16 protein-coding genes are annotated in these 21714 nt (G+C 48.8%); 6 read left to right on the forward strand and 10 right to left on the reverse strand.

Annotated elements, in window-relative coordinates:
• Positions 1–540 precede the first annotated feature (540 nt).
• Positions 541–849: a hypothetical protein gene (locus JMI88_RS35955; RefSeq protein WP_201366862.1), complete on the forward strand. Its 309-nt coding sequence runs from the start codon at positions 541–543 to the stop codon at positions 847–849.
• Between the two features lie 87 nt (positions 850–936).
• On the opposite strand, the gene JMI88_RS35960 is transcribed toward JMI88_RS35955, so the two are convergent.
• Positions 937–1860 carry a Yip1 family protein gene (locus JMI88_RS35960; RefSeq protein WP_201366863.1) on the reverse strand — a complete coding sequence of 308 codons (924 nt, stop codon included), beginning with the start codon at positions 1858–1860 and terminating at the stop codon, positions 937–939.
• Positions 1861–2194: 334 nt separating this feature from the next.
• Entirely contained in the window at positions 2195–2941 is a 747-nt protein-coding gene (locus JMI88_RS35965; RefSeq protein ID WP_201366864.1) for a Yip1 family protein, read from the reverse strand.
• A gap of 583 nt (positions 2942–3524) precedes the next feature.
• Between JMI88_RS35965 and pyrB the strand changes: the two genes are divergently transcribed.
• The 5 genes from pyrB (at position 3525) to pyrF (ending at position 10720) form a co-directional block, all read left to right on the forward strand.
• Positions 3525–4517 carry an aspartate carbamoyltransferase gene (pyrB, locus tag JMI88_RS35970; RefSeq protein WP_201366865.1) on the forward strand — a complete coding sequence of 331 codons (993 nt, stop codon included), beginning with the start codon at positions 3525–3527 and terminating at the stop codon, positions 4515–4517.
• A 109-nt stretch (positions 4518–4626) separates the two neighbouring features.
• Positions 4627–5772, forward strand: coding sequence for a glutamine-hydrolyzing carbamoyl-phosphate synthase small subunit (gene carA / locus JMI88_RS35975; RefSeq protein WP_201366866.1), 1146 nt, complete (start codon positions 4627–4629; stop codon positions 5770–5772).
• On the forward strand, positions 5765–8968 hold the full coding sequence (carB, locus tag JMI88_RS35980) for a carbamoyl-phosphate synthase (glutamine-hydrolyzing) large subunit (protein WP_201366867.1): 3204 nt from the start codon (positions 5765–5767) through the stop codon (positions 8966–8968). The genes carA and carB overlap by 8 nt, the downstream gene beginning before the upstream one ends.
• 13 nt (positions 8969–8981) lie before the next feature.
• On the forward strand, positions 8982–9641 hold the full coding sequence (locus tag JMI88_RS35985) for a phosphoribosyltransferase family protein (RefSeq protein WP_201366868.1): 660 nt from the start codon (positions 8982–8984) through the stop codon (positions 9639–9641).
• A 230-nt stretch (positions 9642–9871) separates the two neighbouring features.
• A complete protein-coding gene (gene pyrF, locus JMI88_RS35990) occupies positions 9872–10720 on the forward strand; it encodes an orotidine-5'-phosphate decarboxylase (protein WP_201366869.1) in 849 nt (282 codons plus the stop codon).
• Positions 10721–10840: 120 nt separating this feature from the next.
• Here the strand turns inward: pyrF and JMI88_RS35995 are convergent, their stop codons facing one another.
• The 8 genes from JMI88_RS35995 to JMI88_RS36030 all read right to left on the reverse strand — a co-directional run bounded on the left by JMI88_RS35995 (position 10841) and on the right by JMI88_RS36030 (position 21620).
• A complete protein-coding gene (locus tag JMI88_RS35995) occupies positions 10841–11350 on the reverse strand; it encodes a hypothetical protein (RefSeq protein ID WP_201366870.1) in 510 nt (169 codons plus the stop codon).
• Between the two features lie 277 nt (positions 11351–11627).
• Positions 11628–12398 (reverse strand): alpha/beta hydrolase, encoded by a 771-nt coding sequence (locus tag JMI88_RS36000; RefSeq protein WP_201366871.1) that lies wholly within the window; start codon positions 12396–12398, stop codon positions 11628–11630.
• A 144-nt stretch (positions 12399–12542) separates the two neighbouring features.
• Positions 12543–14144: a penicillin-binding transpeptidase domain-containing protein gene (locus JMI88_RS36005; protein WP_201366872.1), complete on the reverse strand. Its 1602-nt coding sequence runs from the start codon at positions 14142–14144 to the stop codon at positions 12543–12545.
• 246 nt (positions 14145–14390) lie between these two features.
• The gene (locus tag JMI88_RS36010; RefSeq protein WP_201366873.1) at positions 14391–15251 is read right to left on the reverse strand and encodes an LLM class F420-dependent oxidoreductase; all 861 of its coding nucleotides are present in this window, start codon (positions 15249–15251) and stop codon (positions 14391–14393) included.
• Positions 15252–15357: 106 nt separating this feature from the next.
• A complete protein-coding gene (locus JMI88_RS36015; protein WP_201366874.1) occupies positions 15358–16203 on the reverse strand; it encodes an NAD-dependent epimerase/dehydratase family protein in 846 nt (281 codons plus the stop codon).
• 234 nt (positions 16204–16437) lie between these two features.
• Positions 16438–18516 carry an arginine--tRNA ligase gene (locus tag JMI88_RS36020; protein ID WP_201366875.1) on the reverse strand — a complete coding sequence of 693 codons (2079 nt, stop codon included), beginning with the start codon at positions 18514–18516 and terminating at the stop codon, positions 16438–16440.
• Between the two features lie 187 nt (positions 18517–18703).
• Positions 18704–20644: an acetate--CoA ligase gene (acs, locus tag JMI88_RS36025; RefSeq protein WP_201366876.1), complete on the reverse strand. Its 1941-nt coding sequence runs from the start codon at positions 20642–20644 to the stop codon at positions 18704–18706.
• Positions 20645–20996: 352 nt separating this feature from the next.
• Positions 20997–21620, reverse strand: a complete 624-nt coding sequence (locus tag JMI88_RS36030; RefSeq protein ID WP_201366877.1) for a UbiA prenyltransferase family protein — start codon at positions 21618–21620, stop codon at positions 20997–20999.
• Positions 21621–21714 lie beyond the last annotated feature (94 nt).

Raw genomic sequence — 21714 nt, forward strand, 5'->3', positions numbered from 1 at the left:
GTCAATGTGGTACTGTTAGCCCTGCCAGCTTTCGCTATTGCTACAACTGTGGTCATCAGTATCCCTAAAGAGCCTGAAAGCGGCAAAGATGCATAAGTAACCACGATCATCCCGAAATTTTTTGAAAGGATGAGGTCAAAAACCAACCCTTCCGACGTTTCGGGATGATTCATGTTTGTGCCTAAAAATAACTTTTTTAACTAGATTATAGGGCATAAAATAGCCCCATTGCCTTTTTATATCTCTTATAAATGGATTCTCGTTTAGATTACGAAAAAAAAACTGCGGAATTGGTAATTGACAGCTAATTCCGAATATGGCTAATCTCGAAAAAAACGCTGTTCGAAGTTCCGTGTCAAAAATTCCGACATGGAGTTTCGAACGGAAATAGAGAGAAGGAATAGGTACTTGCAGATTTAACCAGAACCTGGCTCTCTTCAGATCCTAATGCTGTCTGCTTCCAATGTGACATATCAGTACAAAAATGATATATTCCCACAATAGAGTAATTTTGATAACTCATTCGTCACAGGCTCGGTTGTGGCATCCATAGGCTTGAATCTGTCTGGAACTGCCATTGGACAGGCTACTGGTATTGCTTTCTCAGGCTGGATGGCTGCCGTTACCGTAATCGCCGTTGCTTTGATTGTCGTGTATGCTCCTGGCTCACTACGCCGCCTCTCTATCCTGGTGGGTGGTATCGTCATCAAATTTGGCAACATCACCTTTGACGGCATCGGTGTGGCAACCTTCACCGCCATCGTCCTCTACCAGATTTTACGTGAGAAACATCTGCAGCCTGAAGAATCGGTCATAGCCGATTCCGCTGTTGGCCGCGAGGAAGTCTAAAGCGAGAGGCAGACAGGTTACGAAAAACAACCTGTCTGCCTCTTACGTTGTTGGTAGCCGGAGATGGGTGAGCCTTGCATGTCATCTTTATTGTTGTGTAGATATGTTTCTGGCCAGGAGGCTAACCAGCACGATGATGAAGACACAGGCCAGGATGATGAGGACGATTGGCAGTATCAATACGGCCAGAGTCGCACGGCCACCACTCAGGCGATGGACCGCCATCGTCATATAGATCTGCAGGATAATACGATAGATGCCAATTGCCAGAACGGCCAGTGATCCGAGTATGGGTACCAGCGAAACAAGCGAACTAAGAATCCCCAGAGGAACCTCAAACAGCAAATAGCTATAGGCATATTGCAAGAAAGTACCCTGTCCGCCAAAAGCCTTGGCGATCAGAAAGTAGATTCCTGTGCTGATGAAGAAGCCCGCAATCACAGCAAAGATAGAGCCAATCGCGAAAGGAACAGGCAGGCTCGCATAGATTGTTTTGATCTGCTCCAGTGTAGAGGGTGAAATGTGGCTATTATTGAGGCTATTCAACGTATTCGGTAGCGTAATCGCTAAAGAAATAGCACCAAGAATACCAGTCACGATGCCCAGGAAAAGCAACTGCACCCAGATAATATTCCAGGCTGCTTTGCCTTTCTCTTGTGCAAATGTATTTGCACCTGGTTTAGTGGTGACCCTGAGATATTGTGAAGGCAACTGCTGGATAGCCTCATCCAGCGGTAATGGCTGTGGTGGTTCGTTATAGCCACCAGGTCCATACGGCGCATAACCACCCTGCTGCGGTGGCGGGTATGCACCGGGATACCCGCCCGGAGGTGGTGGATAGCCACCGGGATACCCTTCCTGTGGAGGTGGTGGATAACTGCCAGGATACCCTCCCGGAGGCGGATATCCATATTCAGGGCTCTGGCTCTGCGGTGGAGGGTAACCTCCAGGATTCTCACCCTGTGGTGGATTATACCCAGGATTATTGCCTTGATTTGGATCGTAAGACATTGTGAATCCTTCTCTCTTCCATATAGCATATAACGTAATAATTGCTAAAAATCAGTCTTTCATCATTTTAAAATAAAAATAAAAATAGTTCAATCATATGGATGAGATAGTATTAAATGTTATAGATGATATTGCGAAAAATGTGAATTGACGTTGAGCGGCCAGTAGCAGTGATTCTTTCTGTAGTGGTGCCAGAGTATCAGACTCCCATAACGTCCGCACTGTTCACGCCTGCGTTGTTCTGTGACACATGCGCAACAGCGCATGTGTCACAGAACATTATAAAAAAGAGATTGGGGACTCGGCGATTCCCATCAGGATGGGAGTTTGCCTCTTATAGAGAATGGCTAATAAGAAGAGCAACTGCTGCACAGGTTAATATGAATAAGACGATGGGGATAATCAAGACAGCCAGGGTAGCACGACCACCATTCAAGCGATGCACCGCCATCGTCATATAAACCTGTAAGACAATTTGATAGATACCAACTATCAAAAAGATCAAAGTATTTATACTTATGATTGTAATTAAACTAATCAGGCCGTTGAAAATACTCATAGGGATCTGGATAAGTAAAGTACTGTACATGTGTTGCAAAAATGTGCCCTGTCCTCCACAGACTTTCGCGATCAAAAAATAGATGCCAACGCCGATGAACAGGCCTACTATGGCCCAGATCTGAAAAACTATGACTGAAGAAACAGGATCCATTGTATTGAGGGCTTGCAATGGAGCCAGTATAGCATTTAATGGGTTGTTAGTGTTTATGGTGTTCGTTGTTTGATGGGTTGGGGTAATCAAAATCTTAATAACTCTGAAAATAGCAGTAATGATAACCAGGATGAGTGCTTGTACCCAGATGATATTCCAGGCGGCTTTGCCTTTTTCCTGAGCGAAGGTTGCAGCACTCGGTTTGGTGAACACCCTGAAATATTGAGCTGGTAGTTGTCGCATGGCCTCTCCTAACAGCAAAGGCTGCTGGGATGGCTCTGCATAACCGCCAGATTTATGTGGCTCATAGCCACTCCCAAGCGGCGGATAAGCACTGGGATGATCGCCTTGATTTAAATCGTAAGACATGGTAAATCCTTCTTTTGTGCTTTTAGCACAGAATGTAATAATTGTTAAAAAAAGCTTTTTCCTCATCATTTTTTAATACTAACATTTAAATACATCAATATAAATTAAAAAGCAATAGAGATTTGGCTAACAAACATATGATCGTATACATAGTGGTATTTAGCAGCGGGAGAGTAGTGGTTTTCTCCATAGGTAATCCCACGATGCTGTTACAAATTTGGCTTGACACAGATGAAATGTATAAGGTATACTCTTAACAATTTGAATTGGTTCCCAAAACTAGTAAAAAATAAAGGCACGGTATCCACATGGGAAAAAACAGGCTATGGCACATCGAAAACATATCACAAAAGATATGTCGGTTGATGCATTTCCATGATGGACCCGGTATTGTTATTCTCAGGAGAAGTATTTTTTCCTCATCCCTTTTATTCCAGGGGTGAGGAATTTTTTTTTGCAAACGCAAAGTGTACAGTAGAAAGGGTTCCCTCTCCACTACACAGAGCAGCTAACCATTGCTGACTGTGGAGGAAGAAAAGGATGACCTATCAACCTGTCGTCGTGGCTGATAATGGGAGGTTATATGTTCCAGGCTATATCTCATCTACAGACAGATATAGAGATGATTGGTGGAGATTTTAAAGGAAAAGATATTGTATCCTTCGATCAATTCGGGGTTGCAGATCTTAATAAATTATTTACTGTTACACGTCAGATGAAGCAAATTGCCGAGAATAATGAGCCATCGCGGTTATTAGAGGGCTTATTGGTTGGGCTGCTTTTCTTTGAGCCATCGAGCCGCACTTTTAGCTCTTTTTCTGCTGCTGTCAAGCGTCTGGGTGGTCAAACCATCGAGATGCAAAATCCGGAAGCATTTTCTTCGGTCAGTAAAGGTGAGACGTTTGAAGACACCATCCAGGTGATGGAGGCATATACCAACGCGATTGTACTGCGACATCGCTTCTCCGGTGCAGCGAAGCAGGCGGCGCGAGCAGCCAATTTTGTGCCAGTCATCAATGCTGGAGATGGCAACAACGAGCATCCCACCCAGACTCTGCTGGATATGTATACGCTCTATGAACGTTTCGGGCGCCTGGATAATCTGACCGGTTTGCTGGCCGGAGACGCCCTCAATAGCCGCACCATCCACTCTCTGCTGCGTGGACTCTCACTGTATGAAAATAACACAATGTATGTGCTGTCGCCGCGGCGACTGCAATTGTCGCGCGATGATTTTGTCAGCCTGCAGGACCGTGGCATTCGCCTGATCGAGATCCACCGCGAACAGGATATTCCACATGACTGCGATTTCTGGTACTGGACTCGGGTGCAGAAAGAGCGTTTTGCCTCTGTTGAAGAGTACCAGCAGGCACAAAGCGAGATCGTAGTAGCGTCACCGGATCTGCTTGAAAAATATGCTAGAAAAGATATGATCTTAATGGACCCTTTGCCCCGTGTCGAGTCGGTTGATCCTGCCGTAGATGCGGATGAGCGAGCAGTTTATCTACGCTCACAAATCAGAAATGGCGTGTATACTCGTATGGCCTTACTGGCCCTGGTTCTGGGCAGAATATAAATTAACGAATATAGCTAACTAACGTACAAGCCGCTCCAGGCGCGAATGATGTGTCGAATGCATGGGGCGGACTTTTCTGAAAAGAAATCAATCTCTGAGAGGATTATATATGCATAACACGAATGTTTCCGGCAATCTGCTGGACTCTCCACAACTTGAGGAGTGTAATGCAAGCAACCAGCCGCAGCTGACCGAAACTCCTGTGTACGGTGCACTGCTGCTGGAAGATGGAACGCGTTTTGAGGGTCTCTCTTTTGGCTACCAGGGAGCATCAGCAGGTGAGGTGGTATTCTGTACCGGAATGGTTGGATATCCAGAGGCGCTGACCGACGCTTCGTTTGCAGGCCAGATTTTGATCATGACCTTTCCATTAATGGGTAATTATGGAGTACCAGATGAAGGATTGTGGGAAGACGACAAAATTCATGTGTCTGGTTTAATTGTCTCAAATTACGTAGATACCCCTTCACATCCACAGAGCACAATGAGCCTGGGAGAATGGTTGCGACGCGAGAAGGTGCCAGCACTCGAGATTAAAGACACACGACTATTAACCCAGCATATCCGTACGCATGGAGCGATGCTGGGCAAGATCGTGTTTGACGAAGACATCCCCTTCTATGATCCCAATACTGAAAATCTGGTTGCGCGCGTTTCAGGCACCGAAGTGCAGCAAAATGGAGAAGGCGACACCACAATCGTGCTCATTGACTGCGGAGCCAAGCGCAACATTTTGCGCAGCTTGCTTTCCAAACACGTACAAGTAATCACTGTCCCCTGGAATTATAATCTATTTTCCCCAGAGTGCGACTTTGATTTTGATGGCATCTTGATTTCTAACGGACCCGGCAATCCGAAGATGGCAGATAAATCCATTGCGACCGTGCGTGAAGCTATGGAGCGCGGCATTCCCACCATGGGTATCTGCCTGGGACACCAGATTTTGTCTCTGGCGGCTGGCGGTGACACCTATAAATTGAAATTTGGCCATCGCAGCCAGAATCAGCCTGCACTTTTGCAGGGAAGCAAGCGTTGCTATATCACGACCCAGAACCATGGTTTCGCGGTTGGCACATTGCCTCAGGACTTTGAGTCCTGGTTTATCAATGCCAATGATGGCAGTAACGAGGGTATCAGACATCGCAGTTTGCCCTTCTTTTCTGTACAATTTCATCCCGAGGCCGCCCCAGGCCCCGAGGATACCGATTGGATTTTTGACTACTTTCTGGAGAGGGTAAGAGGCGAACATGACTAAGCCAGGCAAGGTGCTGGTACTTGGAGCAGGTGCTCTTAAAATTGGGCAATCCGGCGAATTCGATTATTCAGGCTCACAGGCGCTCAAAGCATTAAAAGAGGAAGGGATTGCCACTGTGCTGGTCAATCCCAATATCGCGACCATTCAAACATCGAAGGTGATGGCAGATAAAGTGTATTTCCTGCCAGTAACGCCCTTCTTTGTTGAGAAAATTATTGCGAAAGAGCGGCCAGATGGTATTTTGCTGGCCTTTGGTGGTCAGACAGCTCTGAATTGCGGCATTGAACTGCACCGCAATGGCGTCTTAGAGAAATATGGCGTGCAGATTCTGGGCACACCGATTTCGGCCATTATTCTGACCGAGGACCGGCAAGAATTTGCTGAGCATCTGGGCCGCATCAATATTCCCACCCCCCAGAGCCGGACCGCTGAGACCCTGGGCGAGGCCCTGCAGATTGCTGATGAGATTGGTTTTCCTGTGATGGTACGCGCAGGTTTCGCGCTGGGCGGCCAGGGATCAGGTATTGCCAAGAGTCGTGCCGAGTTGGAGCACATCGTCAATGGCGCGCTGGCTTTTGCTCCCCAGGTATTGATCGAGCAATATCTGCATCACTTTAAAGAAGTAGAATATGAAGTGGTGCGCGACGCCTTTGATAACTGCATCACCGTCTGTAATATGGAGAATATGGACCCGCTGGGTATCCACACCGGTGAATCAATAGTAATCGCACCCAGCCAGACCCTGACCAACTCCGAATATCATATGTTGCGCTCGGCCTCGGTTGCTATTGTACGCAGCCTGGGTATTGTTGGTGAATGTAACGTACAATACGCGCTCAATCCTGAGACCTCACAATATTCGGTGATTGAGGTCAATGCTCGTCTCTCGCGTAGTTCTGCCTTGGCCAGTAAAGCTACCGGTTATCCACTGGCTTATGTGGCGGCCAAACTGGCCCTCGGTTATTCCTTGACTGATCTAACCAACAGGGTCACAGGCGTCACGCGGGCCTGCTTCGAGCCCAGTCTGGACTACGTTGTAGTGAAAATTCCGCGCTGGGATCTGGATAAGTTCAAAGGCGTAGATGAAACCATTGGCACTGGCATGAAGTCGGTGGGCGAAGTGATGGGTATCGGACGCACCTTTGAGGAAGCATATCAAAAGGCTATTCGCATGCTTGACCTGGATTTTGAGGGAGCTACCTCTGAAAAGGTCTTTAATAACGGCGAGAGCACCGAAGCCGTCCTCAACAAATATCTCTACACGCCCACACCTAAACGTATGTTTGTCTTGCCGCTGGCCATGCGTAATGGTTACAGCCTGGAAAACATTCACGAAATAACCGGCATCGACCTCTGGTTTCTGCAGCGCATCAAGCATATCGTCAACCTGGAAGAGGGATTGCGCCAGGATGCAGATCTTTCAGCGTCTCGCCTGCGCACTTTGAAGCAGGCGGGCATATCCGACAAGCGCATTGGAGAGCTTCTGGGCAAGACTGGACTGGAAGTTCGTGCTATCCGCAAACAGGTTGGCGTGGTACCTTTTGTCTTCCAGATTGATACCCTGGGGGCGGAATTCCCATCCGAGACCAACTATCTCTACACTACTTATAATGGCCAGCATAACGATGTAGCTCCTACGGGGGAGAGTGGCGTTATCGTGATCGGTTCGGGCCCCTATCGTATCGGCTCCTCGGTTGAATTTGACTGGACGTCGGTCAGCACTGTGCAGGCGCTGCGCAAATACCAGAAGTGCTCCATCGTCATCAACTGCAACCCTGAGACTGTCTCAACGGACTATGATACCTCGGATCGCCTCTACTTTGATGAATTGACCTTTGAGCGCATCGCCGATATCTGCGAATTTGAGGCGGCCCAGGGTATAATCGTCTCCGTTGGTGGTCAGACCCCTAATAACCGGGCCAGAGCCTTGCAGAAATATGGTTTCCGCCTGCTTGGAACAGATGCCAACGACATTGATCGTGCCGAAGACCGCAACAAATTCTCTGCCCTGCTCGACTCACTGGATATTCATCAGCCGGAATGGGACAGCTTTGTTGATGTGGAAGGACTGACTGCCTTTGCCGAGCGCGTCGGCTTTCCTGTCCTGGTGCGCCCTTCCTATGTTCTTTCTGGTAGCGCCATGAATATCTGCTATAACCAGCAGGAACTGGAGCAGTACGTCAAAGAGGCCGCAGCAGTCTCGCCAGAGCATCCCGTCACAGTCTCCAAATTTATGCGCAAAGTGAAAGAGATCGAACTGGACGCTGTGGCCCAGCATGGTGAAGTCAAGGTTTTTGTGATCTCTGAGCATATTGAAAATGCTGGTGTCCATTCTGGTGATGCCACCATTGTACTGCCGCCTCAGACGCTGAATGTCGAAACCAAAGAGCGCATAGAACGAGTTGGGCGAGCAATCGCTAAAGCCTTAAAAATCACCGGACCCTTCAACATGCAGTTTCTGGCCAAAGACAATCAGGTCTATGTGATTGAAGTGAACCTGCGAGCTTCCCGCACCTTTCCCTTTATCTCCAAGGTTACAGGTGTCAACTTCATCGAACTGTTTGTCGACGCCCTCTTCCAGGAAAACATCCCGGTCGTTGAGTTGCCCCAGCTCAACTTTACAGCGGTCAAAGCTCCGCAATTCTCCTTCTCGCGTCTGACCGGTGCTGATCCAGTTTTGAGAGTAGAAATGGCCTCGACTGGAGAAGTAGCCTGCTTCGGTGAAGATGTGGAGGAAGCGTACCTCAAGGCCATTATTGCCACCGGTGGTAGTATTCCCAAGAAGGGAATTTTTATCAGCCTCGGTGGTGATGAAAAGAAGGCCAAGTTTCTGGAGAGCGCCAAATTGTTGAGCACTCTGGGCGTACCGCTGTACGCGACCGAGAAGACCAGTGCCTTCTTGCGTGAGCATGATGTAGAAACCACCATGCTCTATAAAATTCACGAAGAGAAAGCGCCCAATGTCCTGACCTACTTTGCAGACAATAAAATTGACCTGGCCATTAACATTGTAGAAGGACATATTAATAAAGAAGTGGACGATGACTACGCTATGCGTCGCTATGCAGTAGACCATAACATCCAACTCTTTACCAAGATCAAGCAGGCGCGCCTCTTCACCAAAGCCCTGGTTGAAAAAGATCTGGCGACCATTCCTATCAAAGCCTGGGACGAATATCAGGAAAATGAACTCTAGAAGGAAATCTCGTATGAATGATCTTAATGATCCTAAAATCTTGCAGCTGTTTGCTGATGTCGGGGCCGTTGTGCGCGACAGTCACTTTGTTTATAGCTCTGGACGTCACAGTTCAGTCTATATCAACAAAGATGCCATCTACCTGCATACGGGAGTGATTTCAGAACTGTGCCGCTATATGGCCCAGCCTTACAATGCTGATCAGATTGATGTGGTGGTAGGGCCTGTGATTGGTGGTGTAGTGCTCTCGCAGTGGGTTGCCTATTATCTTAATGAGCGGCGGACCTCTGGCGAGACCCTGGCCGTTTTTGCGGAAAAAGGTAGCGATAGCCTCGACAAGCAGTTCTCTTTTAATCGTGGATATGATCGTTTTATTACCGACAAGAATATCCTGGTGGTTGAGGATGTCTTGACTACGGGGGGCTCGGTGCGCCAGGTCGTTGACCTGGTACGCCACCATGGCGGTAATGTAGTAGGCATCAGCGCCCTTTGCAACCGCGGTGGGGTGCAACCCAGGGATGTGGGTGATGTGGCCATTCATTCGCTGGTCTCCTTCTCGCTGCAAACGTATAGTGAGGATGAATGTCCTTTCTGCCAGCAAAATGTGCCTGTTAACACCGAATTGGGCAAAGGCCGAGCCTTCCTGGCTCGCCAGAAAGCTCAGGAGAAATAGTGCTAAGTGTCTGACTCCCATGATTATGGGAATCACGTTATGCGCCAGCCCGGGGGCGCTGACGCCCCAATCTCTTTTTATGTGTTGGTGCATCGGGTGCGCAAGGCGCACCCGATGCACCAACACATGGAAGAGTTTTGGATTTACATTCTGTTGAATCTCATGCAGAGAAAATACAGACGTCATGCAAATCAGACACATTATTAAATTTTTTACAAAAGAGGACTTCTATGGCGAGAGAGTCAACGACATTTCTGGCTCAGCTAGAACAGCGCTGGCAACAGGGGCATTTTGTCTGTGTTGGCCTTGATCCCGAGTATGAACGTTTACCAGCTGTAGTAAAAGAAGGGCGCTCCCTGGAGGAGGCGCTGACCTACTTTGCTTGTGAGCTGATTGATGCCACTGCTGATCTGGTCTGTGCATATAAGCCCAATATAGCCTTCTATGAAGCCTATGGTGACGCTGGCCTGCGCGCATTGGAAAAGATCATTGCTTATAGCAAAAAGAGCTGGCCCGAAATCCCGGTGATCCTGGATGCCAAGCGGGCCGATATTGGCAATACCAACCTGGGCTATGTCAAATCTTCATTTGATCTGTTGCAGGCCGATGCCATTACGGTGCATCCCTATCTTGGAAAAGAAGCTATGGCTCCATTTTTGAGCCGTCAGGATAAGGGCGTCATTGTCTTAGCCAAAACCTCTAACCCGGGTTCGGGCGAATTTCAGGATCTTCTGATTGGTGAGCACAAAGAGCCGCTTTACCTGGTCGTTGCACGCAACGTAGCCCGCTATTGGAACGACAATGGCAATTGTGCGCTGGTCGTCGGCGCTACCTATCCGTCTGAACTCAAGCGTGCGCGTGAGGTCGTGGGCGATTTACCTTTGCTCATACCTGGTATCGGAGCCCAGGGGGGAGATGTCGCGGCTACTGTCAAAGCTGGTCAGGACAGTCGTGGTTGGGGCATGATTATCAACTCCTCACGCGGCATCATCTATGCCTCGCATTCCGCTGACTTTGCCCAGGCCGCTCGCAACGCCACCGTTGCTTTAGACGCAGAGATTAATCGCCATCGCGGCTAGTATTGATCCCAACCTCCGCATCAATAGTCTTAACAAAACAAGCGTCCCTTTTGAGACGCTTGTTTTGTTAAGACCTCTTGTTCGATACCTGCATGCTTTGTGCCAACATATCTAATGGCGCTATTGTTGCGGATAAGGCGGCTGATGAGCAGGTTGTGGTGGATAAGGTTGAGCGTAAGGTTGTTGCTGCTGTGGATAAGGTTGAGCGTAAGGTTGTTGCTGCTGTGGATAGGGCTGGCCGTAAGGTTGCTGCTGTGGTGGATAGGGCTGGCCGTAAGATTGTTGCTGGCCGTAAGGCTGTGCAGGATACTGGGGTTGCCCATAGGGTTGTGCAGGGTATTGAGGTTGTCCGTAAGGGTTCTGGCTATTATTGTACATAGCCGTTGTTCCCGGGCCAGACTTGCCTCCAGAGAGCCCGATGATTCCTTTGATCAGGAGAACGACCCCAAAAATAGCAAAGACAATACCGGCAAGAATGAAATATGGGTAATAGTGCTCGGGATCAGCAGACATTGCGGCCCACGCTACCAATGCACCGACAGGGGCCAGGATGATACCAAGGATAATCTGGTGTAAGGGTTGCCCATTGACAAAAAAGTTGCGATAAAAATAACGAAATAATGAAATCAAAGCAGTCTCCTCCAAAATAAGCGTACTTACTGTATTGATTACGGTTTGAAAATAAAAATCACGGCATGTATATAAAAATATGCATGCTTAATGATTAGTTGTCTTCTATATATTTAAAACGACTAATAAAGAAATTAATCACACCAAATTATTTTTCATATGCTAGATTACAGTATACTCGAGATCAATATATTTATTGTTCTAATACATATGCTTCTCAAATTTTTTGAGAAGCATATAGAATCCACCTGTGCTGATAGCCTGTTTGAAGCGTAGCTTAGCTTAATGGTACATAGTGTGTAATAAAGGTAAAGATGCGTTGAGTAAGATCCGCGCCACTTTCAGTGCCAAAGATGGCCGTGCCGTGCTGGTTGCCTGGATAGATATGTAGTTCTTTTGGAGGACTGGCTATATCATGCATATGGGTGGTATCGCTGGTATAGGTATCATACGCACTATTGATAAAGAGCTTGGGAGCGCTGATAGCTTTTACATCCTCATCGGTGACATTGGTCGGAAACGTTTCAGGCGATGAGAGGGTAATGATCGCCGCCACGTTGGTTTTTGCTGCCACCTTCAATGATGCGGTTCCCCCCATACTGGATCCCAGCAGGATAATCTTTGTCGCCCCCTGTTTCTGTGCAAAAGCAATCGCGGCCTTCAAATCAATATCCAATACTGTGAGATCCGAGGTGCCCCCAGAGTCTCCATTACCGCGAAAGTCATAGGCCAGTACATGGTAGCCAAGGGCAGCCAGGCGTTGCGGCATACCACTATCCTTCCAGATTTCTTTAGTTGTTCTCAGCTCATGTGAACAGATGACGAAGACTTTGCCGTTTCCATATAATGAGCCTGCTAGATTCACATTATCAGCAGTTTTAAAATGCACCAATGTTGAAGAGATGGCTGGAATAGTTGCCGTTGGCGTTACGCCAGGCGTTGGAGTAGGTGTGGACGTAGCTACCGGCTGTGTAGCTTCCTGTGAAGCGCAAGCCGCCAACATTATGAGAAGGGTACACAGAAATAGGGGGCGAATAGATTTAAGCATGTCACATCCTTTATTATGTTTATACACCGCATATATTAAATGCACCGTATAATATGTACGTGCATACTCAGCTATTTATCACATGTTTGAAGTAGAGATGTGCTATAACTGATGCTGATGAAGATGAGTTTATTTATAGTAAATTTATTGCTTCCAAAGGTGATGGGCAGGACAATAGATATCTGAATCAGGATTGTTGGGCGACTGGACCTTGACCAGTTGCTGACTGAAGATATCCTGGTAGATATGGGCAATGATTGGCCCAATCGCATTGATGGCTTCTCCACCATTTTCCTTCATCGCCACGACAGTAATTGCTGGTTGCTGGGTTGGATCGCTGGAATAGTAAGGAGCCTGCGTGAGCATCCAGCTATGGGGTGGTTGACCAGTGCCGAGCTCAGCTGTACCAGTTTTACCCATGATTCCCCAGGGAGATGTGTGAATAGGGACCGAAGGATAGCCACCGTTGCAGCGTGTGACCGCAAACATTGATTGCCTGACCTCGCTAGCAGTCTGGCTACTAACAACTTGATTGAGCTGTTGTGGTTCTGTAATTTGTACTGGCTGATAGGTAGAATCGGTTACCTTAGAAAGTACATATGGCTTCATCAGCACGCCATCGTTGGCCACTGCATTATCAACCAATGACATTTGTAACGGAGTAACATAATCGACACCTTGCCCAAATGCGTTCTCAGCCAGTTGCCAGGTAGAGAGTGGTTGACCATTCTGGTTAAGTACCGAACTCTGTGCCACAGGTAGATCAAAGGGGATATCCTGGTTGATATACAGACGGTTAGTATAATCCAGCCATTTTTGTTGCCCCATTTTCACGCCAATTTGTGCAAAGACAACATTATCAGAGTTAGAATAGGCATATTCAGTTGTGATAGGAAATTTAGGCGTAAAGAATGGATAGCCCAGATTTTTGTCCGGACCGATACGGCTCCCATCATAGATGATTGGTCCTAATGATTGTTGCATATTCCACTGCGAGTCCAGAGTATAGGTGCCACTATCAAGGGCTCCCATCAGTGTAACGGTTTTAAAAATAGAGCCAGGAATATAACGTGCCTGCAGTGGGCGATTAATGAGCGCATTTTCTTTGTTCACCTGGTTGAAATAATCTTCCCGATGTTCGCCACCCTCTGAAAGAGTTTGCACCATCTTATTGGCATTATAGGAGGGGCGGCTCAACATTGCCAGTATTTCACCGGTATGGGGATTCGAGGCTATAATCGAGCCTCGGTTGGATGTATAAACCAGTTTATTATCGGGTGGATTAAACGTGTCAAAGTCTTGATTGATGACGCGCTGAATACGCACGTCGATGGTCAGGTAAATATCATTGCCAATAGAGGGTTCATGCAGCGTATGTCTGACAAGTTGATCCATGACAGTGGACCCTGTTTGTCCTGCAAGGATATCATTGTACGCAGCTTCAATGCCATGGGGAGGATAACCAGCAACATAGTAGCCGATCAAATTTGAGAGTGAAGGTTCGGTATAGCGGCGAATATAGCCACATGGAGCTCGGGTATCCTTAATCGACTCCGCCAGAAGAACGCCATTACGATCAAATATTCTGCCACGCCGAGGGCAATTTTCACCGACAAAAGCACGCACATTATGCGCCGCAGACCGCACATTATCTGCCTTGACTACCTGCCAGTAGACGAGGCCACCGGTCATAATTAAAAACATGAGTATGAATGTGCCCAGTAATCGCCGTATACTTCTTGCCATAGCTTTGAAGCAATCCCTTTTATGCTACTTTCATTAATTATATAGACGTGAAAATCACTGGATTTATCAAGCAATTTGACATATAAAATGGATAAATTGCATAATTTTTATGAGATATGATTCAGGATTATAGGTAGGATTATATAGGGTGAGAAGTTTTTCCTGTGGCGTATGAGTAAATCAGCCAGCAGGGTGGCACATGTACATATTGCGCGACCCTGCTGGCTGACTTATGTATGAGAGATGTTAAGCTCGAGAGGATTTGAGAGGCTCGACAACTTCCTGGACCAGGCGGCGCACAATGCCTTCTGGATAAGGAGGGCGAATATTGAGTATGATGTGGTTGACACCAGCTTCAATATAATCTTGGGTAGTTTTGCGCGTTTCCTGCAGGTTATCTGGATTGATTGGAACCTGGATGGAGCGTGCAATTTCAGCAGGATTGCGTCCAATAGCGGCACAGTGCTCGTCGAGGATCGCATTTTTGCGCTTGAAGTCTTCGGTGGAGCCGCCAGCCATATTCCACACACTGGCGTATTTAGCCACGATACGCAGGGTGAGCTTTTCGCCACCGCCACCAATCACAAAAGGCGGATAGGGCTGCTGAACTGGTTTTGGCTCGCAATAAGCATCTTTAATCTGATAGTAGCGGCCCTCGAAATTGGCCTGCTTCTCGGTCCACAGGCGCTTGATAACCTCGCAGGCCTCATCCAGGCGGCGCAGGCGCTCTCCTGGTTTGTAAAGGGGAATACCATAGGCCGAATGTTCATACTCGTTCCACCCGGCGCCGATACCAAAATCAAGGCGACCCTTGGAAATTACATCCACGGTAGCCGCGATATTTGCCAGCACCGCAGGATGGCGATAGGTGTTGCCCGTCACCATCAGGCCGAGGCGAATGCGTTTGGTGACCGCCGCAAATGCGGCCAGAACTGTCCAGCCTTCCAGGCAGGGACCACTCATATCTTGCGTTAGCGGGAAAAAGTGGTCAAAGAGCCAGGCATGCTCCAGCAACGGCTCCTCGTCAGCGGCTTGCCAGATTGCCAGCATATCTTCATACGTTGTCCATTGGGGGGCGGTCTTCACACCGAAACTCAGGTGAGCCATAGATACACTACTCTCCTTCGTGAAAATACGGACACTACTTACGTCTAAAGCAGACTATTCAGTCTATCCCATCCTGTTCTCCGGCGCAAGGAAACGTTTGCTATATCTATTTTGCAAATCCATCGCGCCAGCTTGGATAGATGGGCTGCCAGTTTAGGCGCTGGCGTGCTTTCGTATTGAGAGCTCCACGCGCGAATGGAGGGCGTGTGCTATCCACGGGTGGTGCTGGAGTGTTGAGGGCTGCTGCATAGACAGGAAGCCAGCATGAACCGGAAGCAGGTTCGTCATCGACGATATTGACGATGCCCGCAGGCCATACAAGTGCCTCCAAGGTGGCGCGGGCGGCATCATCGATATGCACAAAAGAGGTTACCCCCTCATTGGCAATCGACTCACCATGGCGTACCTGTTCGGCAATGAACCCATCGGGTGCATACCAGGTTCCCGGACCATAGAACAGGCCATAGCGCAATACAATCCCATGTTCCATCTCAAGCACAGCCTGTTCAAGGGCCTGGATGCTTTCAACCAGACCGCGACGCGACAGGGGTGACTCGACATCCAGTGGCACACTTTCATCCGCCGGACCTTCGCCGGGAGCGTACGCCCATGCAATACTCTGGGCGATCATTCGGCGCACCCCCACAGCTCGTGCAGCGTCGACCAGATTGCGTGTCCCTACGCGGCGGATGCGACCGTTGGCCACAAAATCCCGGTCTCCTAAATCTGTAAGTTGATGAATAATCACATCTGGTTGGGTTGCGCGCACAACTCTATGTAGTTCTTCGCGATCAAAGACGTCGACAACCACTGGTGAGGCACCCAACTCTTCAATCAATGAACTTTTACTGGCCTGGCGTGTCGTGCCAACAACGTTATGGCCATCTTTTGCCAGCAGCGGCAAGAGCCGACGACCAATGACGCCTGCCGCCCCCGCAACTAATATGTTCATAATGTTATTCCTTTTCTTATGTGGTTTCCTTTTTTGTATGGCTTTACTGTAGCAGATGAATGGTCCGCTAAAAATAGCCACTATGAGCGTTATAAAGGGGGCCATTATACCAGCCAGACATTTATTGCGGTGAAAAAGAAAAGCCACAAGCGAAGCGGGCTGTCTATGTAGCCTTGTGGCTGCTTCAGTTTCTGACAGGGTGCTTCGCTTGTGGCTTTATGTATAGATGTTGGTTTAGATGCGTTCGAGGGGTTCGAAGCCAAGGACGCGCATCACGTTGCTCATGGTCTGGGCCGTGGCCTGGACCATGAAAGCACGGAAGGCTTTGATCTGCTCGTTCTTCTCGCGGATGATAGGCGAGGTATGCTCAAAGAAGTCCGTGAAATGGGCGGCCAGGTCATAGACGTAGTTTGCCAGCAGGGATGGTGCCATCTGCTCGGTGTATTCGGCCAGGCGACGCGGATAGACATCGATGTGGCGCAGCAGATCCCATTCGCTCTGCTCTAACTGCTCGGGCAACGCTTCCAGCCGGGCGGGAATGGTATAGCCGGTTTCCTGCAGGCGGCGCAGGATGCTGTTGGAGCGTGCATAAGCGTATTGAATATAGACGCCGGTATCGCCCTTGGGTCGCAACACCTCATCCATATCCAGGGCAATGATCTGCTGCAGATTGAAGCGGATCATAAAGTAGCGGATGGCGGAGGCGGCGAGGACACTGGCGGTCTCCGCCGGAAGTTCCTTTTTGCCTTCTTCCTGGCTGATCTCTTGCATGCGTTTGATGGCTGCATTGATCAGGTCGTCGGCCTTGATTTCGATGCCTTTGCGGCCCGACATGGCATAATAGCTGCGGTTATCGGAGGTATCAACGCCCAGACGTGCAGCAGTCGAAGCGGAAAGAGTCACAACCTCATAGGCCAGGTGCTTTGAATTATCAGCCTGCTCGGCATAGCCCAGGCGGCGCAGACTCTCATAGACAACCTGCTGCAGATAGGACTGGCGTACATCAATGACGTTAACCACTCTGTTGGCGTGTCCAAATTTGGTTGCAGGAGCCTCATCTGTCACCGCTTTTAGCTGGGCATCATTTGGTGTGCGCATCGTCCACAACTTGCGCCCATCGTGCTGAACACCCCAGGGAACAAAATGGAACTCGACGCCGAGCTGGTCGGCCAGGCCAAACTTCCAGAGCTGATAAGCGATATCTTTAGCTGTATAGGTCGCTGTACCATCGCTACGAACCAGAATCTTATCGCTGTTGCGATCGCCTTCACTGGTCTGGCTCTCTCCCTCACCAAAGGGCAGAATCCAGCAGCCTGCCGCATGGCCGGTCTCAGGTTTCTCCAGCAAGCCGCGCGACTTCAGCATCTCAAAGGTATGCTGCCACAGCCCGGCCCGCAAGATTGCAGACTCCCAGGGCAGCACATCATAAGAGATATTAAGACGCCCCATCGTCTTTAAGTGGGCCTGTACAATCTGGTGTGACAGATCAGCCGCTATCGCTGGATAGTCGGGACCCGACTCAGGCTCATCGCCATGTTCAATCGAATGCAGGACCTCTTTGCGCAGGCGTGCCGCCATCTGGCCCAGCTCGGATTCTTTGTCATCATAGATCTTGCTGACGGTCGTATAGACGCGTGAGCAAAAGTAGTCAAAGGACTCGTTGGGCAGTTGCTCATTGCCACCAGGGAGATCGAGCAATCCTTTTTGCAATAGTGTAAAGCCAACCACGACATCGGCAACCTGGACGCCAGAGTCATCGATGTAGTTATCAGCCTCAACCTGGTAGCCCTGTGAACGCAACATACGCACGACAGTATCTCCAATGCAGGAGTTGCGCAGGTGACCAACGTGAGCAGCCTTATTGCTATTGATGTTTGTATGCTCAACGATTACCTTGGTGCCCACGCCGCCTTTGTGTTGTCCATAGTCGGCTCCGGCCTCCAGTACGCGCTCAATAATGTTGTGTCCAACTACGGGACGATTTAAGCGGAAATTCAGGTAGCCCGGCTTCGTCGCTGTGATCTCCTGGATATTGGCCTGTGCATTAGCTTGCAAAATAGCCTTTAGTCCCTCTGCTATTTTCAAAGGCGGTCGTTTAAGCTTGCCCGACCAGGCCATGACGGGAATAGAGTAATCGCCAAAGCTTGCCTGTGCTGAGAGTCGCAGGTCGATTGGTAGCTGTGTCGCATCGAAGTCGATATGTTCTTGTTCCAGAAATGATGCGACCGCCTGTTGCATAATACCGGTAAGATACGCATGAATATCTTGCGGCGTTGATTCAGTCATAGAATGTGCCTCGTTAAGTACTGTCATCAAACCCCCTCTTTACACCTGAATGTTGCAACTTACTATATCGTAGGTTGTGCCTATGGTCAAGCATCTGTGGATGCTCAAAATCGCCGAGACAGGCCTATAGGCATAATAAAGAGGACAGGCAAATGTTTACCTGTCCTCGTTTGGATATTTTTAGCTAATTGATGTGCTACATATTGCCAGTATGCTACGCGTCAAGCGTGCTGATATCACCGATTGGTTCGCCCAGCTCGCGGGCACGGATCACCCGGCGCATAATTTTACCCGAACGCGTCTTGGGAAGACTGGGCGTGAACTCCAGTTCCTCAGGAACCGCCAGGGCTCCCACAGTCGTACGCACATGTAGCTTAAGCTCTTTCGCCATCTCATCGGAAGGCTCAAAGCCATTTTTCAAGATGACAAAAACTTTTACATGTTCACCCTTAAGCTCGTCGGGCTTGCCAATGGCAGCTGCCTCAGCAACCGCTGGATGGCTAACCAGGCTAGACTCAATTTCCATCGAGCCCAGGCGATGGCCGCTGACCTTGATCACATCATCGACGCGGCCCTGGACACGAATAAAGCCCTGCTTATCGATAGTTGCGGCATCACCAGCAAAGTAGACATCGGGCAACGTCTCCCAGTACGTCTGGTAGCGTGCCGGATCATTGTAGATGGTGCGCATCTGACTTGGCCACGGCTGACGCACTACCAGGAAGCCACCTTTGCCCAGTCCCACTGAATTTCCATTCTTATCAACCACATCGGCAGCAATGGTGGGCAGAGGGCGGGTCGCACTGCCAGGCTTCAAGGGCTGAATAATCGTCGGGCTGATTAAGATTGAGCCGGTCTCGGTCTGCCACCAGGTATCCATGATTGGCAACTCATCACGTCCAATATTGTGGCGGTACCACATCCAGGCCTCAGGATTGATGGGCTCACCAACCGAGCCGAGTAGACGCAAGTGGGAGAGATCATGTTTGGCCGGCCACTCTTCGCCAAAGCGCATCAAGCCACGGATGCCAGTTGGCGAGGTATAGAGAATGGTAACCTTAAAGCGCTCAGCCACACTCCACCAACGATCAGGATTTGGATAGGCGGGTGTTCCTTCAAAGAGTACACTGGTCACGCCAGTCATCAGCGGTCCATAGATGATATAACTATGTCCGGTTACCCAACCCACATCTGCTGTACACCAGAAAATATCATCATCTTTGATATCAAAAACAAACTTGGTTGTAGTATAGGCACCAACCGCATAGCCGCCATGGACGTGAACAACCCCTTTAGGTTTACCAGTGCTACCACTGGTATAAAGGATATAGAGCAGGTCTTCGCTATCCATTGGCTCGCACGGCACGACGGTATCGGCAGGGATAGAGGCCAGCAGATCGTGCCAGTAAATGTCGCGTCCCTCTTTCATGGGCACATCGAGACCTTCACGATTGAAGACCACCACTTTCTCGATAGTTGGCGTCTCAGCCACAGCCTCGTCAGTAATAGTTTTCAATTGAATCAGCTTGCCGCCGCGATGATTCCCGTCTGCCGTGATCACCATTTTAGCCTGTGCATCGATGATGCGATCGCGCAACGCATTGGCTGCGAAACCACCAAAGACCACCGTATGGATGGCGCCCAGGCGAGCTACAGCCAGCACCGCAATGATCTGCTCAAGGACTGCTGGCATATAGATAGCGACGCGATCCCCTTTTTTCAGACCGAGGTTCTGCAAGCCCTTCGCCAGACGATTGGTTTCCACATACAACTGCTCATAAGTGATCGAGCGCGTCTCGCCATTGTCACCTTCCCAATAGAAGGCCACCTTATTGCGCACCGGCGTCTCCATATGGCGATCCAGGCAGTTATAGACAATATTAAACTTGCCACCAACAAACCACTTAAAGAATGGTTTGGTGGTCCACTCGAACGTCTTTTGCCATGGCTCAAACCAGTGTAGTTCCTTTGCCTGATCATCCCAGTATTCATCGTAGTTAGCCAATGACCACTTATAGAAAGCTTCATAGTCATCGAAACCCTTCGATTTCATGTAGGCAGTAATGTTCGCATTTTCTACCATCGCCGGAGTAGGGGAGAAAATACGTTCCTCTGATAAAATTGAATCGGTGTCCTCAAAGAGATTACTATTCATTCCAGTGTATCCTCCTCAATACAAAAGAACTGTCGGAGATTTTTCATGGCACTGCGAAGTAGCATACCGCAAAAGCGACGTTGCTGATTACTTTGTACAGCCAACCATGAATTACTTCATTGTAGAACAGGTGGCGTTACGGTTTCAATGTCCATGTCCAACACATTCTGCTGCTTGCCCGGTGATGTGTGCCTGGCGGATAGACAAGCGACACGTGATTCTGCTGTTTCTAACGCTTCAACTGTAGTCCTATCTTATTATATGAAATGAAAAGGGCTTTATAAAGAGTTTTGAGGCCCAATTTTCGCCATCTATTCGAGAAATGCAGTCTGATTAAAAAAAGCAGCTAGATTTAAATGCCAATAAAGCCGTGAATGAGCAGAGCGATAGAAAAGAGGAGGATAGTTTGCCAGTAGGCGCCAGTGGCACTAATGCGCAATTGCAGGTCTTGATCGATTTGATGCAGCGCGATTAAGAGAGGAAACGTCGTCAAGATGGCAATACCGGCATACCATGGATAGATGTCGAGGAAGCAATCCAACAAGATCGTCAATGTGACGAGACTGATAAGGCTGGCTCCAACCAGACGAGTTTTTCGAATAGCTGATTGTAAAATTTCCATTTGAGATCTGGTACGAAGCGTAGAAAATTGTTGTATATAGACGACAACTGCCGAGTAGAGTCCAATAGGTAGGCTGGCCAGTATGATGGCGCCGCTGAGCTGGTTACTTTGCAGAACATACGCGCTAACTACAAATAGACTACTTGCCAGACAGACAAATAGAATGGAGGGACAGTTGGTGCTATAGTGGCGATCAGGTTTGATGAGATAGCTATGCAGCGCCACAAATATGATCAGATTTAGCAGGAGGGCCAGAGTCAGGTGCAACCAATTCAATGTCATCTTTTGTTGCCAGGCTAGCAATATCCCGATGATCTGTGGCGCAATCAGGCCGGGAAACAGGTATGTACGCATCTGCTGAAACCTCCATCACCATGGGAAGCAAAGCGCCCCCGTACGGGCGGGTGCATGCGCACCCGAGCCCTTTTTATGTGATGGTGCAAAAAGA

This window comes from Dictyobacter formicarum (assembly GCF_016587435.1).